At 64.0% G+C, this 14,430-nt stretch carries 11 protein-coding genes; 4 read left to right on the top strand and 7 right to left on the bottom strand.

Annotated elements, in window-relative coordinates; genetic code table 11:
• Positions 1–35: 35 nt before the first annotated feature.
• Genes BGRAMDRAFT_RS35105 through BGRAMDRAFT_RS28445 form a run of 3 tightly spaced genes read right to left on the bottom strand, consistent with a single transcriptional unit; the run spans position 36 to position 2,616 of the window.
• Entirely contained in the window at positions 36–194 is a 159-nt protein-coding gene (locus BGRAMDRAFT_RS35105) for a hypothetical protein (RefSeq protein WP_006052350.1), read from the bottom strand.
• Positions 169–1,173, bottom strand: coding sequence for a cytochrome d ubiquinol oxidase subunit II (cydB, locus tag BGRAMDRAFT_RS28450; protein ID WP_006052349.1), 1,005 nt, complete (start codon positions 1,171–1,173; stop codon positions 169–171). The genes BGRAMDRAFT_RS35105 and cydB overlap by 26 nt, the downstream gene beginning before the upstream one ends.
• Before the next feature lie 30 nt (positions 1,174–1,203).
• Positions 1,204–2,616 (bottom strand): cytochrome ubiquinol oxidase subunit I, encoded by a 1,413-nt coding sequence (locus BGRAMDRAFT_RS28445; protein WP_006052348.1) that lies wholly within the window; start codon positions 2,614–2,616, stop codon positions 1,204–1,206.
• Between the two features lie 555 nt (positions 2,617–3,171).
• Between BGRAMDRAFT_RS28445 and BGRAMDRAFT_RS28440 the strand changes: the two genes are divergently transcribed.
• The 3 genes from BGRAMDRAFT_RS28440 (at position 3,172) to ilvD (ending at position 7,536) form a co-directional block, all read left to right on the top strand.
• Positions 3,172–4,029 carry an NAD-dependent epimerase/dehydratase family protein gene (locus BGRAMDRAFT_RS28440; RefSeq protein ID WP_006052347.1) on the top strand — a complete coding sequence of 286 codons (858 nt, stop codon included), beginning with the start codon at positions 3,172–3,174 and terminating at the stop codon, positions 4,027–4,029.
• A 32-nt stretch (positions 4,030–4,061) separates the two neighbouring features.
• Positions 4,062–5,360, top strand: coding sequence for an MFS transporter (locus BGRAMDRAFT_RS28435; protein WP_006052346.1), 1,299 nt, complete (start codon positions 4,062–4,064; stop codon positions 5,358–5,360).
• A gap of 316 nt (positions 5,361–5,676) precedes the next feature.
• Positions 5,677–7,536: a dihydroxy-acid dehydratase gene (ilvD, locus tag BGRAMDRAFT_RS28430; RefSeq protein ID WP_006052345.1), complete on the top strand. Its 1,860-nt coding sequence runs from the start codon at positions 5,677–5,679 to the stop codon at positions 7,534–7,536.
• A gap of 112 nt (positions 7,537–7,648) precedes the next feature.
• Here ilvD and BGRAMDRAFT_RS28425 read toward each other — a convergent pair whose 3' ends face one another.
• The 3 genes from BGRAMDRAFT_RS28425 to garL all read right to left on the bottom strand — a co-directional run bounded on the left by BGRAMDRAFT_RS28425 (position 7,649) and on the right by garL (position 11,624).
• Complete coding sequence (locus BGRAMDRAFT_RS28425; RefSeq protein WP_232292381.1) at positions 7,649–9,562, bottom strand: glycoside hydrolase family 28 protein; 1,914 nt, start codon at positions 9,560–9,562, stop codon at positions 7,649–7,651.
• 307 nt (positions 9,563–9,869) lie between these two features.
• Positions 9,870–10,784, bottom strand: coding sequence for a 2-hydroxy-3-oxopropionate reductase (locus BGRAMDRAFT_RS28420; protein ID WP_083803859.1), 915 nt, complete (start codon positions 10,782–10,784; stop codon positions 9,870–9,872).
• Positions 10,785–10,817: 33 nt separating this feature from the next.
• On the bottom strand, positions 10,818–11,624 hold the full coding sequence (garL, locus tag BGRAMDRAFT_RS28415; RefSeq protein ID WP_006052342.1) for a 2-dehydro-3-deoxyglucarate aldolase: 807 nt from the start codon (positions 11,622–11,624) through the stop codon (positions 10,818–10,820).
• Between the two features lie 238 nt (positions 11,625–11,862).
• Here garL and BGRAMDRAFT_RS28410 point away from each other — a divergent pair, with 238 nt between their 5' ends.
• Entirely contained in the window at positions 11,863–13,470 is a 1,608-nt protein-coding gene (locus BGRAMDRAFT_RS28410; protein WP_006052341.1) for an aldehyde dehydrogenase (NADP(+)), read from the top strand.
• 116 nt (positions 13,471–13,586) lie between these two features.
• Here BGRAMDRAFT_RS28410 and BGRAMDRAFT_RS28405 read toward each other — a convergent pair whose 3' ends face one another.
• Positions 13,587–14,330 (bottom strand): FadR/GntR family transcriptional regulator, encoded by a 744-nt coding sequence (locus BGRAMDRAFT_RS28405; protein WP_006052340.1) that lies wholly within the window; start codon positions 14,328–14,330, stop codon positions 13,587–13,589.
• Positions 14,331–14,430 lie beyond the last annotated feature (100 nt).

Raw genomic sequence — 14,430 nt, 5'->3', positions numbered from 1 at the left:
GGATCGAATTGCCCGCGCGCGCACGCGGCGAACGGCTATTTCACGGCAAACAGCGTCGCATTCATCAGAAGCTTGAACGCGTAACCGAGCGACATCGCCGAGCCCACGCCGAAGCACCAGAGCGCGATGAACCAGAGCCAGCCTGGCAGCCTGCGCGCCGATCTGATCCTAGTGATAGTGATGTTGGTCGCCATGACGCACCTTTCCACGGAAAACCCAGTAACCCATCGTCGTATAGGCGACGATGATCGGCAGAATCACCGCCGCGCCGACCAGCGTGAAGGTCTGGCTCGAGCGCGGCGCGGCTGCTTCCCACAACGTCACGCTCGACGGAATCGCGTACGGCCACAAGCTCACCAGCAGCCCGCCGTAACCGAGCAGCACGAGCAGGAGCGCGAGCACGAACGGCATGTTGTCATGCCGCTCGCGCACCGCGCGGCGCATGAAGAACGCGCAGACCGCGACCATGAACGGCACGGGCAGCAGCCGGTAGAACAGGCCGTCGTCGAACCAGCGTTGCGCGATGTTCGCGTCCTGCAGCGGCGTCCACAGGCTCACCATCGCGATGAAGCCGAGCAGCACGACCGTCAGCGGCCACACCATGCGATGCAGGCGGCGCTGCAGATCGCCTTCCGTCTTCGCGACGAGCCAGCAGCAGCCGAGCAGCGCGTAAGTAACGACGAGTCCGAGGCCCGCCAGCAGGCTGAACGGCGTAAGCCAGCCGAAGGCGTCGCCGGCATACGCGCCGTCGATCACCGGAATGCCTTGCAGAAACGCGCCCAGTGCGACGCCCTGGAAAAACGCCGCGCCCGCCGAGCCGCCGATGAACGCGAGATCCCACAGGTGCTTCGTGCGATTCGCCTTCGCGCGAATCTCGAACGACACGCCGCGAAAGATCAGGCACACGAGCATGAAAATGAGCGGCAGATAAAGCGCGGACAGCACGGTCGAATACACCATCGGAAAGACGGCGAAGAGGGCGGCGCCGCCCAGCACCAGCCAGGTTTCGTTGCCGTCCCAGACGGGCGCGACGGTGTTCATCATCAGGTCGCGTTCTTTCTCGTCGGGGAAAAACGGAAACACGATGCCGATGCCGAGATCGAAGCCGTCCAGCACCACATACATGAAAAGACCTAGCGCGATGATCGCGGCCCACACTACGGTTACGTCCATTTTGTGACTCGGCTAAGAGAAGACATCGGGTTATGCGGCGTCGATCGCCTGATCGGCGGCGGAGAAAGGGCGGCGCGCGGTCTGGTCCGGCGTGTGGGCAGGCGCGTCGTGCGGTGTCTGTCCGGGCAGCGCCGGGCCGGAGCGCATCAGCTTGAGCATGTAGTAAATGCCCGTGCCGAACACGAGGAAATACACGACCACGAAGGCCATCAGCGAAATGCCGACCTGCTGCGCGGTAAGCGGCGACACGGCCTGCGACGTGCGCATCACGCCGTACACGACCCACGGCTGACGGCCGACTTCAGTGGTCACCCAGCCGGCCAGCAGCGAGATGAAACCGCTCGGACCCATCGCCACCGCGACGCGCTGGAACCACTTCGACTCGAACAGCGTGCCGCGGCGGCGCAGCACCCATGCGGCAATCGACATCGCGATCATCAGCATGCCGAGCCCGGCCATGATGCGAAAGCTCCAGAACACCACTGTCGAATTCGGCCGGTCTTGCGGCGGGAATTCCTTGAGGCCGCGAATTTCGCCGTCCCAGCTATGCGTGAGGATCAGGCTGCCCAGGTGTGGAATCGACACCGCATAGCGCGTGGTTTCCGCCTGCATGTCGGGGATGCCGAACAGGTTGAGCGCGGTGCCGCCTTTCTCGGTTTCCCACAAACCTTCGATTGCCGCGATTTTCGCCGGCTGATATTCGCGCGTGTTCAAACCATGCTGATCGCCGACGACCGCCTGGATCGGCGTGAGAATCAGCAGCAGCCAGAGCGCCATCGAGAACATCTTCTTGACGGCCGGATCGCGCCGTCCGCGCAGCAGATGCCACGCGCCGACCGCGGCGACCACGAGCCCCGCGACGATGAACGCCGCGAGCGCCATATGCGCGAGCCGGTACGGGAACGACGGGTTGAAGATGATCTTGAACCAGTCGAGCGGCACGACCTGCCCGTTCACCACCTCGAAGCCTTGCGGTGTCTGCATCCAGCTATTCGACGCGAGAATCCAGAAGGTCGAGATGAGCGTGCCGATCGCGACCATCAGCGTCGCGCCGAAATGCGCGCGCGGGCTCACGCGCTGCCAGCCGAACAGCATGATGCCGAGGAAGCCGGCTTCGAGAAAGAACGCGGTCATGACCTCGTACATCAGCAAAGGTCCGGTGACGGGTCCGGCGAAACTCGAGAAGCCGGACCAGTTGGTGCCGAACTGATAGCTCATCACGACGCCGGAGACGACGCCCATGCCGAAGGCGACGGCGAAGATCTTCGACCAGAAGAGGCACAAGTCCTTGTAGTAGGTCTTGCCGGTTTTGAGCCAGCGCCATTCGAGCACGGCGATGAAACTCGCGAGGCCGATGCTCAGCGCCGGAAAAACGATGTGAAACGAAACGGTGAACGCAAACTGGATGCGGGCGAGGTCGAATGCCGATATTGCGGAGTTCATGATCGTGAAGGCGTGATGCCGCTCGTTGCGGACTACGCGCGTCGACCGGTGTCGGTGCGCACTGCGTTTCGCAGATGGCCGAAGATTAGGCCAACACGGCGAATTATGCTGCGGCGCGACGTGCGTCAAAGAACCGCGTTGTTTTGTGCGGTTTTGCCGTTCGCGCGTGGCAAATGACTGATCTGTATCAGCTTTTTCTTATTGCTTGCGAGGACGCGTTTTCCGCCAGGTGGGGCGTGAGTGCGGCAATCGACCGCGTCGCAGCAAAGGGTGGGCGCTGGAGGTGGGGTATGGCGAGGGTTGCTTGTCGATGGCGATGCGGTTTGCGGCGGTGGCCAATGGCGCGGGTGGGTGTCGAATGCGGTGGTTTGTTTTCAATGTCATACGACATCGCACCATAAATTGAGCCTGCGGCTTGTCGTTCAGTGCCTGAAAGCATCGAAAGGCACGCCGAGACCTCGGGTAAATGCCTAGTTGAAATCCGATTCCGCATCGTTGATAGTACGTTATCGTACAACTAGCCCGCGCACGAGCCGGTGCAGTAAAGGAACCCCTATGAAGAAGATTGCCCTTAGTGGCGCCGGTGGCCAGCTTGGCTCGGTCGTGCGCGCCGCGTTCATTGCGCGCGGCACGCCGCTGCGTTCGGCGGCCGGCTCGAAGCCGCTCACGCCGCTCATCGACGGCGAGGATGTGATGCACGGCGACCTGCGCGATCCTGCGGTCGTCGACCGGCTGCTGGAAGGCGTCGACGTGCTGATCCACTTCGCCGGCACGAGCGTCGAGCGTCCGCTGCCCGAGATCATCGAAAACAATTTGCGCGGTCTCGTGGAGGTGTACGAGGGCGCGCGGCGGCACGGCGTGAAGCGCATCGTATTCGCCAGCTCGAATCACGCGATCGGCATGTATCCGGTGACGGAGCGTCTGAGCCTCGATTGCGAACTGCGCCCCGACGGTTTTTATGGCCTCAGCAAGGTCTGGGGCGAAGCGCTCGCCCGCATGTACTGGGACAAGCACGGCATCGAGAGCGTGTGTGTGCGCATCGGCAGTTGCCTCGAGCGTCCGACCGAGCCGCGCCATCTCAGCACCTGGTTCGGCCACGCGGACCTGATGCATTTCCTCGACCGCTGCATCGAAGCCGACGATCTCGGCTTCATCACCGTGTGGGGCGTGTCGGCCAATACGCGTAGCTGGTGGGACAACAGCGGCGCAGCGCGCCTCGGCTACACGCCGAAGCAGAACGCCGAAGACTACGCCGACGAAATCCTGGCCCGTCCGAATCCGCTCGATGCGCTGGGCCAGCGCTTCCAGGGCGGCGGCTTTGTCGGCATCGACTATTCGCGGCGTGAGGAAGAGGGCGCGGGCACGGGCGCGGGCACCGGCGCGGGCAGCGCTTCGGCGGCGCGGCCGGCCTGAAGCAAGTTAAAGCATTACCAGGAGACGCAGCAATGAAGATCAAGGGCATCCGCTGGTGGATGGTCAGTCTGGTCGCAGCCGGGCTCATCATCAATTATCTGGCGCGCAATACGTTGTCGGTGGCCGCGCCGACGCTGATGAAAGACCTGCACATCACGACTGAGCAATATGCTCACGTCGTGGTCGCATGGCAGCTTTGCTATGCGTTCATGCAGCCGGTCGCGGGCTTTCTGCTCGATACGGTCGGCACCAAGATCGGCTTCGCGGCGTTCGCGCTGGCCTGGTCGCTCGCCTGTGCGGCGGCAGCGTGGTCGACGGGATGGCGCAGCCTCGCTTTCTTCCGCGGCCTGCTCGGCATTGCCGAGGCGGCGGGCATTCCGGCCGGCGTGAAAGCCACGAGCGAATGGTTTCCGGCCAAGGAGCGTTCGGTGGCGATCGGCTGGTTCAACATCGGTTCGTCGATCGGCGCCTTGCTCGCGCCGCCGCTCGTGGTCTGGGCGCTGTTGCATGGGCAGTGGCAACTGGCGTTCGTGATCGTCGGCGTCGCGGGGATTGTGTGGAGCGCCGTGTGGATGGTGCTGTACAAGCATCCGCGCAAGCAGAAGCTGCTCGGCGACGCGGAGCGCGACTACATCCTGAGCGGTCAGGAAGCGAAGCATAGCGACGATGGCGCGCCCAAGCGCAACTGGTTCGCGATGATGAAGAGCCGCGACTTCTGGGCGATCGGCATTCCGCGCATTTTGTCCGAGCCGGCATGGCAGACCTTCAACGCGTGGATTCCGCTTTACATGATGACCGAGCGTCACATGAACCTGAAGGAAATCGCGCTGTATGCGTGGATGCCGTTTCTCGCCGCGGATATCGGCTGCGTGCTCGGCGGTTATCTGAGCCCGCTGTTTCACAAGTACGCGAAGGTTTCGCTGTTCACGTCGCGCAAGATGGTGTTCGTGGTCGGCGCGCTGTGCATGATCGGGCCGGCGTGCGTGGGCCTCGTTGCGAGTCCGTATGTGGCCGTTGCGCTGTTGTGCGTGGGCGGCTTTGCGCACCAGACGCTGTCGGGCGCACTGTACGCTATCACGTCGGATATGTTCGGCAAGAACGAAGTCGCGACGGCCACCGGCATGGGCGGCATGGCCGGCTATCTCGGCGCGGCGGCTTTCACGGCGCTGTTCGGCGTGCTCGTGACGCAGGTCGGCTACAGCCCGCTCTTCGTGGTGCTCGCGGTGTTCGACATCATCGCGGCGGGCGTGGTGTGCCTGCTCGCGAAGAGCGCGGACAAGACGCCCGAGCCGCGCTGGTCGCAGGCGAATGGCGTGGTCCCGGCCAAGTAATCGACGCAGATATTCGACGAAGATTCGACGAACACATTCGACGAAGCGTGCGCGCCGGCATCACGCGGCGCTGACGTTCAGCCAAAGCGGCGCCTGCGGGCGCCGTTTTCGTTCACGGGTCAGTCCGTTGCACACCGCCGCAAGCCTCGCCGCGAACGCCGCCCAGCCGCACTTGCGACCCGCACACCGCCGGACCCTGTGGGATAATTGCGCGTTTTGCCCGCGGCGCGGCTCACGAGGTTGTTCGCACGGGCGCTCGAGGGGCCGTCACTCCCTTGGCCCGCTTCTTTCAAGCGATATTCATTCAACAACCACGATGCCCGCATACCGTTCCAAAACCTCCACCGCCGGCCGCAACATGGCGGGCGCGCGCTCGCTGTGGCGCGCCACCGGCATGAAAGACGAAGACTTCTCGAAGCCGATCATCGCGGTCGTCAATTCGTTCACGCAGTTCGTGCCCGGCCATGTGCACCTGAAGGACCTCGGCCAGCTCGTCGCGCGCGAGATCGAGGCCGCCGGCGGCGTCGCCAAGGAATTCAACACCATCGCCGTCGACGACGGCATCGCGATGGGCCACGACGGCATGCTGTATTCGCTGCCGAGCCGCGACATCATCGCGGATTCGGTGGAGTACATGGTCAACGCGCACTGCGCCGACGCGATGGTGTGCATCTCGAACTGCGACAAGATCACGCCTGGCATGCTGATGGCCGCGATGCGCCTGAACATTCCGGTGATCTTCGTTTCCGGCGGCCCGATGGAAGCGGGCAAGACGCGCCTCGCCAATCCGAAGACCGGCACCATCGAATTCAAGAAGCTCGATCTCGTGGATGCAATGGTGATCGCCGCCGACAAGGCGTATTCCGACGCCGACGTCGCCGAAGTCGAGCGTTCCGCATGTCCGACGTGCGGCTCGTGCTCGGGCATGTTCACGGCCAATTCGATGAACTGCCTCACCGAGGCGCTCGGTCTTTCCCTGCCGGGCAACGGCACGGTGGTCGCCACGCACGCGGACCGCGAGCAGCTCTTCAAGCGCGCCGGCCGCCGCATCGTCGGACTGGCCCGCGAGTATTACGAAGAGGAAAAGGCGAGCGTGCTGCCACGCGCGGTCGGCTTCAAGGCGTTCGAAAACGCGATGACGCTCGACATCGCGATGGGCGGCTCGACCAACACGATTCTGCATTTGCTGGCCATCGCGCGCGAAGCGGAGATCGACTTCACGATGACGGACATCGACCGCCTGTCGCGCGTGGTTCCGCAGCTGTGCAAGGTGGCGCCCAACACCAACAAGTACCACATCGAAGACGTGCATCGCGCGGGCGGCATCATGGCGATCCTCGGCGAGCTGGATCGCGCGGGCAAGCTGCACACCGACGTGCCCACGGTCCACGCGCCGACGCTGAAAGACGCGCTCGATCAGTGGGACATCGTTCGCACTGACGACGAAGCGGTCAGGACTTTCTACATGGCCGGCCCGGCCGGCGTTCCGACGCAGGTGGCGTTCAGCCAGAACACGCGCTGGCCGAGTCTCGATCTGGATCGCGCCGAAGGCTGCATCCGTTCGTACGAGCACGCGTTCTCGAAGGAAGGCGGCCTTGCGGTGCTGACCGGCAACATCGCGCTCGACGGCTGCGTGGTGAAAACCGCCGGCGTGGACGAAAGCATTCTGGTGTTCGAAGGCACCGCGCACGTCACCGAATCGCAGGACGAAGCGGTCGAGAACATTCTCGCGGGCAAGGTGAAGGCGGGCGACGTGGTGATCGTCCGTTACGAAGGTCCGAAGGGCGGGCCGGGCATGCAGGAAATGCTTTACCCGACGAGCTACATCAAGTCGCAAGGTCTCGGCAAAGCGTGCGCGCTGCTGACGGACGGCCGCTTCTCGGGCGGCACGTCGGGTCTCTCTATCGGCCACTGTTCGCCGGAAGCGGCGGCGGGCGGCGCGATCGGCCTCGTGCGCGACGGCGACAAGATCCGCATCGACATTCCGAAGCGCACGATCGACGTATTGCTGTCCGACGCGGAGCTGGCAAGCCGCCGCGAGGAGCAGAACGCGAAGGGATGGAAACCGGCGAAGGCGCGTCCGCGCCGGGTGTCGGCGGCGCTCAAGGCTTACGCGAAGCTGGTGATGTCGGCCGACAAGGGCGCGGTGCGCGATCTGTCGTTGCTGGAAGATTGATTTTTGCTCAGCGCGTCATGCGCTGTTAGCAAGAAAAAACCGTAGAAAAACCGCTCTCCCGAGCGGTTTTTTTCACAACGCGGCGCAGCAGCAACTCCGCCGCGCGCGCGTCTTACCGCTGATCGACCACGTTCGTGTTGTACGTCGTCCCGCCGATCACGACGTTCTTCAACGCAATGCCGTTGACGTTGTACGCATAGATCGGCCCCGGCGTGGTGGCGTTGGCCGGTCCCGCGCAAACGGCAGTGCCGAGATTGCAGTTCGAGATCGTCACGCCGGTGATCGGCGGAACGGTCGGCGCGGGCGTCGGTCCGTTGTAGTCGAACGCGACGGGGCCTTGCGCGACGATCGCCTGAAAACACGAAGCCGTGACGCCGTTGAGCGTGACGTTGCTCGCCTGCACGTTCGAGATGTTGACGTTCTGCACGACCGCCGGCCGCGTTCTGATTGCGTCGTTGGCCGGCTGATAATCGCAGTCGAATGTAATCAGGCCGCCCTGAGCCGCGGACGGATTGGCCGCAGTCGCAGTCACCACGCCAAGCGGCACGGTGCCGTTGATCGGGCTGCCGGCGAGCAGCGCGCTGCCGTAGCCGCCTCCTTTCAGCGCGACGCCGTTGGGCAACGTGACCTTGTCGACGTAGAAGTTCTTCACGAAGCCGCCGCGATTCATATTGGTCTTGATACGGATCGCGATATTGAGCGGATTGGTCGCCCAGTTCTGATTCAGCATCTGGAGATTGCGCGCGTAAATGTTCTGCACGCCGCCGCCCATTTCGCTGCCGAGCGTAATGCCGCCGTGGCCGCTATTCATCGTGCAGTTCTGGATCACGTGATTTTGCGCGGGACCGTATTGCGTATCGAGATCCTTGCCCGACTTGATCGCGATGCAGTCGTCGCCCGTGTTGAAGGTCACGCCGTCGCACAGCACGTTGTCGCACGCGTCGGGGTCGAAGCCGTCGTTATTCGGACCGATGCTGTTGGTCGTCACGCCGCGAATCACGACATTCTTGCAATCGGTCGGATGATGCTGCCAGAACGGCGTGTTGTTCGTGGCGTAGTTTTCCATCAGTACATTCGTGCAGCCGATGAACTCGACCATGCATGGGCGCAGATAGTGACCGAGGCCAAAGATGCGCTTCGCAATCGGCACGCCCGCTTCCGAGAGCGCGGGCAAGTAGTTCTGATCCTCTTGCCAGGGCGTCGTCGGACTCGTCAACTGCGTGTAGAGCGCGTCGGAAATGCCGGGCGCTACAGTTCGCAGATCCACGTTGCTCGGGTTCTTGTACACCTGCGAGGGCGTCGACGAACTCACGCAACCGTAGGCCCCGTTCGATCCCTTGAAGGTCCACCAGCACGTCGCGGTGTTGCCCGAGCCGGCGAACGGCGTCATCGCCTGACCGTTGAGCACCGAGGTCGCGTCTTCGCCGGTCAGTGCGATGTTCGACTGATTGCGCGCGTAGACGGGCGAGCCGAAATTCAGGCAATCGTTCGCCTGCCAGCGGCTGTAAAACAGGTTGCCGTTCGCGCCGCAGTTGACCGGGCCGTCCTTCGCATAGTCCGCGGGATTCGGGCTGAAATAGATTGTGCAATTGGCGCTCAAATGAAAATTGACGTTGCTGAGCAGCACGATCGGACCCGCGCAATACCAGTTGCCGGACGGCACCACGACGCGGCCGCCGCCCGCCGCGTTGGCTGCCTGAATCGCGGCGAGGAACGCCGGGCGCGAGTCGAATGAAGACGCCGCGTTGGTCTGGTTGGAGCCGGGGCTCGCGGGCGACGACGAGCCCGTGTACGGATTGGTTGCCGCGACCACCGCGCATGGTTGCGCGCCGTATTGCGTAACGACGAAGTCGCGCGACGGGAACATCGACTGTTTGATGCCGGCGAGCGAAGCGACGATCTGCGTCGCGGCGCCGTAGCTGCCCCAGATCGGATCTTCGGGTGTGAGGCCCGAACTGCCCGAGCCGCCGCACGCGGACAGACCGCCGAGCAGCGTCGCGCCCGCGGAGGTGCCGGCGAACACCATGAACGCCCGGCGTCCAGGTGAATAAGGTTCGGCATGAGCCGCGTTCACTGATGCTGCCCGCTTGCCGCTGTTTTTATAGTGACTCGCCACGAATGTCTCCTTGCCCTTCAGGGCGTTGTAAATAATCGTCGATGCTCGAAAGTACGGCGTTCATTGCGATTGTTCTTGTTAAGTCAGTCATCCTTAATGATTGAAAGAAACGAAGGGAATTTGTCGGTTTGTTCTGGCCCAGAACGCAACACGCGCCGCTTTACCCATTCATCGACGTCGAACGGGCGAAGCGGCGCGGCGGAACGCGCGTGATGGATCAGGTTGTTTGCTGGCCGATCTCGTGATTGGCGAGCACTTCGAGCGCACGCACCATCGCCGAGTGATCCCATGCCTTGCCGCCGTGCGCGACGCACGCATTGAAAAGCGCCTGACAGGTGGCCGTATTCGGCAACGAAACGCCGAGCGTCTGCGCGGTCGAGAGCGCGAGATTCAAATCCTTCTGATGCAGTTCGATGCGAAAGCCCGGATCGAAGGTGCGCTTCGTCATGCGCTCGCCGTGCACTTCGAGAATGCGCGACGACGCAAAGCCGCCCATCAACGCTTCGCGCACGCGCGCCGGGTCCACGCCCGCTTTCGACGCGAGCAGCAGCGCTTCGCCGACCGCCTCGATCGTGGCCGCGACGATCACCTGATTCGCGACCTTGCACACCTGGCCCGCGCCGACCGCGCCGATCAGTGTGACGTTCTTGCCCATCATGTCGAACAGCGGCTTCACGCTGTCGAACGTAGCCTGCTCGCCGCCGACCATGATGGTGAGCGACCCGGCCTTCGCGCCGACTTCGCCGCCCGATACCGGGGCATCGAGATAATCCGCGCCCGTTTCGCGCACGCGAGCGGCGAACTCGCGCGTGGCCATCGGCGAGATCGAACTCATGTCGACCACCGTTTGACCCGCATGCAACGCGCTCGCCAGTCCGTTTTCGCCGAACAGTACGCGCTCGACGTCCGGTGTGTCCGGCACCATGATGAAGATGATGTCGGCCTGCGCGGCGACGGCGGCGGGGCTGTCGCATGCCTGTGCGCCGGCCTTGGTGAGATCGTCGGGCACGCCGCTGCGCGTGAAGGCGGCGAGCGCGACGCCGTTCTTGAGAAGATTCGCGGCCATGGGCTTGCCCATGATGCCGAGTCCGATAAAGCCTGCTTTTTGCATGGAATGCTCCAGAGATGTCATGGCGGCCTGGTTTGCGCCCGCGCTGCGCGTGGCTTAGCTCTGGCCAGCCGGGTTCTTGATGAAGTGTTGATGGACGGCCTGCGCGGCGTTTCGCAACAGCCCGAGGTCGGCGCACACGGCGATGACGCGGCAGCCCATCGCGAGATAGCGTTCGGCGTCGGCTTGCACCGGCGCAAGAATGCCGCTCGGTTTGCCCGCGGCCTGCGCGCGTTCGAACACATGGGCGATCGCCTGCTGCACGTCGGGATGCGCGGCGTTGCCGAGATGTCCGTAGGCGGCCGCGAGGTCGGACGGGCCGACGAATACCGCATCGACGCCGTCGACGGCAAGAATCGCGTCGATCGAGTTCACGGCCTGACGGCTCTCTATCTGCACGATGACGCAGACGTTGTCGTTGGCAATGTCAAAATAGTCGGGTACCGTCGCGTAGCGGTTGCCGCGGTGGCCCACCGAGACGCCGCGAACGCCTTGCGGCGGATAGCGGGTGGCGGCGACCGCGCGCGCCGCGTCGTCGGCGTTATCGACGAACGGCACGAGGAAGTTGGAAAAGCCGCTGTCCAGCAGCCGCTTGATGACGACGCTCTCGTTGGCCGGCGGGCGCACGACCGGCGCGCTGCGGCTGTCCTTGAGCGCCATCAGTTGCGGGATCAGCGTGAGGACGTCGTTGGGCGCGTGTTCGGCGTCCAGCAGCAGCCAGTCGAAGCCGATCACGCCGAGCAGTTCGGCGACAATCGGGCTCGCGAGCGAGGCCCAGCAGCCGACCAGCGTTTCACCGCTGCGCACGGCGTGGCGGAAGCTGTTGGGAAGAGACTGATAAGGCTGGCAGGGCGCGGCTGGCATGAACGTATTCCTCGAACGGCAAATGGATCGGGTCAAGTTCCGACGATGGCTGAACCGCACGTTATAGGTCGTCGTATATCTATGTCCAGATTAGCACCCGATTCAGCCGTTGTAACGGTCACGTTAACCCGGAATGACGCTGAAAGCCCATGTGCGAGTAGGCGGTTCCGGTTGCATCGGCACACCTGTATGTTGTAGGATGACTTATATCTAGCGCTCTAATACAAGGAAGAGAGACATGTCCCATTCCAGCGAAGTCACCGGCCAGATCACCGGCGAAATGCTGATCGGCCGCAAGGCCGTGCGCGGCGCCGAACAGGCGCTGCACGCGTTCAATCCCACCACCGGCACGGACATCGCCGAGCCGGTTTTCGGCAGCGGCACGGCTAGCGACGTCAACCTCGCCTGCGAACTGGCGGGCAAGGCATTCGATCCGTACCGGCAACTGCCGCTCAGCGTGCGCGCCGAGTTCCTCGAACGTATCGCGGACGGCATCACGGCGTTGGGCGATGCGCTCGTCGAGCGCGCGCAGCAGGAATCCGGCTTGCCGAAGGCGCGTCTGGAAGGCGAGCGCGGCCGCACGACCGGCCAGCTCAAGCTGTTTGCGCAAGTAGTGCGCTCGGGCCAGTGGCTTACCGCGACGCTCGATTCGCCGTTGCCGGACCGCAAGCCGCTGCCGCGTTCCGACCTGCGCATGCAAAGGATTCCGGTGGGACCGGTCGCCGTGTTCGGCGCCAGCAATTTCCCGCTCGCGTTCTCGGTGGCCGGCGGCGACACGGCCGCGGCGCTCGCGGCCGGCTGTCCGGTCGTGGTGAAGGCGCATCGCGCGCACCTCGGGACCTCGGAGATGGTCGGCCGTGTGATCCAGCGCGTCGCAGCGGAAATGGACCTGCCGGAAGGCGTGTTCTCGCTGATCGTCGGCGCGGGCAATTCGGTCGGCGAGGCGCTCGTCGCGCATCCGGCGATCAAGGCGGTCGGCTTCACCGGTTCGCGCGCGGGCGGCTTGTCGCTGATGCGCGTCGCGGCGGCGCGCCCCGAGCCGATTCCCGTCTACGCGGAAATGAGCAGCATCAACCCGGTGTTTCTGCTGTCGAACGCGCTCAAGCAGCGCACCGAGAACATCGCGCGCGGTTTCGTCGATTCGCTCGCGCTGGGCGCCGGCCAGTTCTGCACGAACCCGGGCCTCGCGATTGCCGTCGACAGCGATGCGCTGAAGAGCTTCGTCGCCACCGCCTCTGAAGCGCTGGCCGCCAAGCCCGCGCAGACCATGCTGACTTCGGGCATCCACTCCGCCTACACGGAAGGCGAGGGCAAGCTGGCCAAGACCGCCGGCGTCGAAACGGTGGCGCGCGGCGCCGACGTAACGGGCCCGAACCAGGCGCGCGCCGCACTGTTCGTGACTGATGCGCAGACGTTCGTCGCCACGCCGGCGCTGGAGGACGAGGTATTCGGTCCGGCATCGACGATCGTGCGCTGCAAGGATGAAGCCGAGTTGTTGCAAGTTGCCGAGCACTTTGCCGGCCAACTGACGGCCACGATCCAGATGGACGCCGCCGACGTGCCCGCAGCCCAGAAGCTCGTGCCGATTCTCGAGCGCAAGGCCGGGCGTCTGCTGGTCAACGGCTTTCCGACCGGCGTCGAAGTCTGCCACGCGATGGTCCACGGCGGCCCGTTCCCGGCGACCTCCGACAGCCGCGCGACCTCGGTCGGCACGACGGCGATCGAGCGCTTCCTGCGCCCGGTCTGCTATCAGGACTTCCCGGCGGATCTGTTGCCCGAGGCGCTGGCTGACAGCAATCCGCTGAATCTGTGGCGTCGCCGCGATGGCGAGATCACGCGCAGCTAAGCGCGCCTGATTGGCGGCATCGAATGAAAAATGGCCGGGGAGGTGAACTCCCCGGCCATTTTCTTTTTACCGTTGGCGCGTAGTCGTACTTCTATGCGCTTGAAAAACCGGCGCGTTCAGCTATTCGCCTCGGACGTTTCGTTCGCGCGACGCAGCCGTTCGCGGCTATTCGACAGATGCATGCGCATGGCCGCGCGCGCGCCGTCGGCGTCGTGGCGGCTGATCGCTTCGAGAATGCTCTCGTGCTCGAGGTTGACGAGCGACAGGTACGCGTCCGGCTCGGCGCGCGCAATGCCCGCGGAATCGAGACGGTTGCGCGGAATCAGCGCGCTGCCCATTTGCGTGAGGATGTCGACGAAATAGCGGTTGCCCGTGGCGCGCGCCACCGAAATATGAAACTGCAGGTCGGCCTCGACGCTGTCGAGCCCGTTATGGCGCGTCGCTTCGATCGCGTCGAGCGCGGCGCGCATGCGCGCGAGGTCTTCCGGTTTGGCACGCTGGGCCGCGAGACCCGCGCATTCCGTTTCGAGGCTGATCCGCAATTCGAGGATGCACAGCACGTCGCGCAGCGTGGTGGCCGGCACCATGTCGATACCGAGCTTTTCGCGCTGCGGCTCGAGCACGAAGCTGCCGATGCCGTGCCGCGTCTCGATGACCTTGCCCGCCTGCAGGCGCGAAATTGCCTCGCGAATGACCGTGCGGCTCACGCTCAGCGTGACCATGAGTTGCGATTCGGTCGGCAGCTTGTCGCCTGGCTTCAGCGCGTTGGACGCGATCTGCTCGGTGACGTAATTGACGACGAGCTCGGCGAGATTACGAGCGCGTCGTGGCGGTGCCGCGGATGCCAGTGGTGTAGCCATCGAAAACGCCCCTTGAATCAGATAGTTGCAGATACTTTCTGCGATCCATTATACCGTCGTCTGACGACTGATTATAGAAAGGCCGGATCAATTTGAGCGG

This window comes from Paraburkholderia graminis C4D1M (assembly GCF_000172415.1).
GTDB classification, from domain to species: Bacteria; Pseudomonadota; Gammaproteobacteria; order Burkholderiales; family Burkholderiaceae; genus Paraburkholderia; species Paraburkholderia graminis.
The sequence above is the reverse complement of the archived record's forward strand: the minus strand, read 5'-3'. Positions and strand labels throughout refer to the sequence as shown.

What these genes read in the sequence shown, in the direction of transcription:
- BGRAMDRAFT_RS35105 (WP_006052350.1), bottom strand. Translation starts at nt 194, where the DNA reads ATGGCGACCAACATCACTATCACTAGGATCAGATCGGCGCGCAGGCTG.
- cydB (WP_006052349.1), bottom strand. Translation starts at nt 1,173, where the DNA reads ATGGACGTAACCGTAGTGTGGGCCGCGATCATCGCGCTAGGTCTTTTC.
- BGRAMDRAFT_RS28445 (WP_006052348.1), bottom strand. Translation starts at nt 2,616, where the DNA reads ATGAACTCCGCAATATCGGCATTCGACCTCGCCCGCATCCAGTTTGCG.
- BGRAMDRAFT_RS28440 (WP_006052347.1), top strand. Translation starts at nt 3,172, where the DNA reads ATGAAGAAGATTGCCCTTAGTGGCGCCGGTGGCCAGCTTGGCTCGGTC.
- BGRAMDRAFT_RS28435 (WP_006052346.1), top strand. Translation starts at nt 4,062, where the DNA reads ATGAAGATCAAGGGCATCCGCTGGTGGATGGTCAGTCTGGTCGCAGCC.
- ilvD (WP_006052345.1), top strand. Translation starts at nt 5,677, where the DNA reads ATGCCCGCATACCGTTCCAAAACCTCCACCGCCGGCCGCAACATGGCG.
- BGRAMDRAFT_RS28425 (WP_232292381.1), bottom strand. Translation starts at nt 9,562, where the DNA reads ATGGTGTTCGCCGGCACCTCCGCGGGCGCGACGCTGCTCGGCGGTCTG.
- BGRAMDRAFT_RS28420 (WP_083803859.1), bottom strand. Translation starts at nt 10,784, where the DNA reads ATGACATCTCTGGAGCATTCCATGCAAAAAGCAGGCTTTATCGGACTC.
- garL (WP_006052342.1), bottom strand. Translation starts at nt 11,624, where the DNA reads ATGCCAGCCGCGCCCTGCCAGCCTTATCAGTCTCTTCCCAACAGCTTC.
- BGRAMDRAFT_RS28410 (WP_006052341.1), top strand. Translation starts at nt 11,863, where the DNA reads ATGTCCCATTCCAGCGAAGTCACCGGCCAGATCACCGGCGAAATGCTG.
- BGRAMDRAFT_RS28405 (WP_006052340.1), bottom strand. Translation starts at nt 14,330, where the DNA reads ATGGCTACACCACTGGCATCCGCGGCACCGCCACGACGCGCTCGTAAT.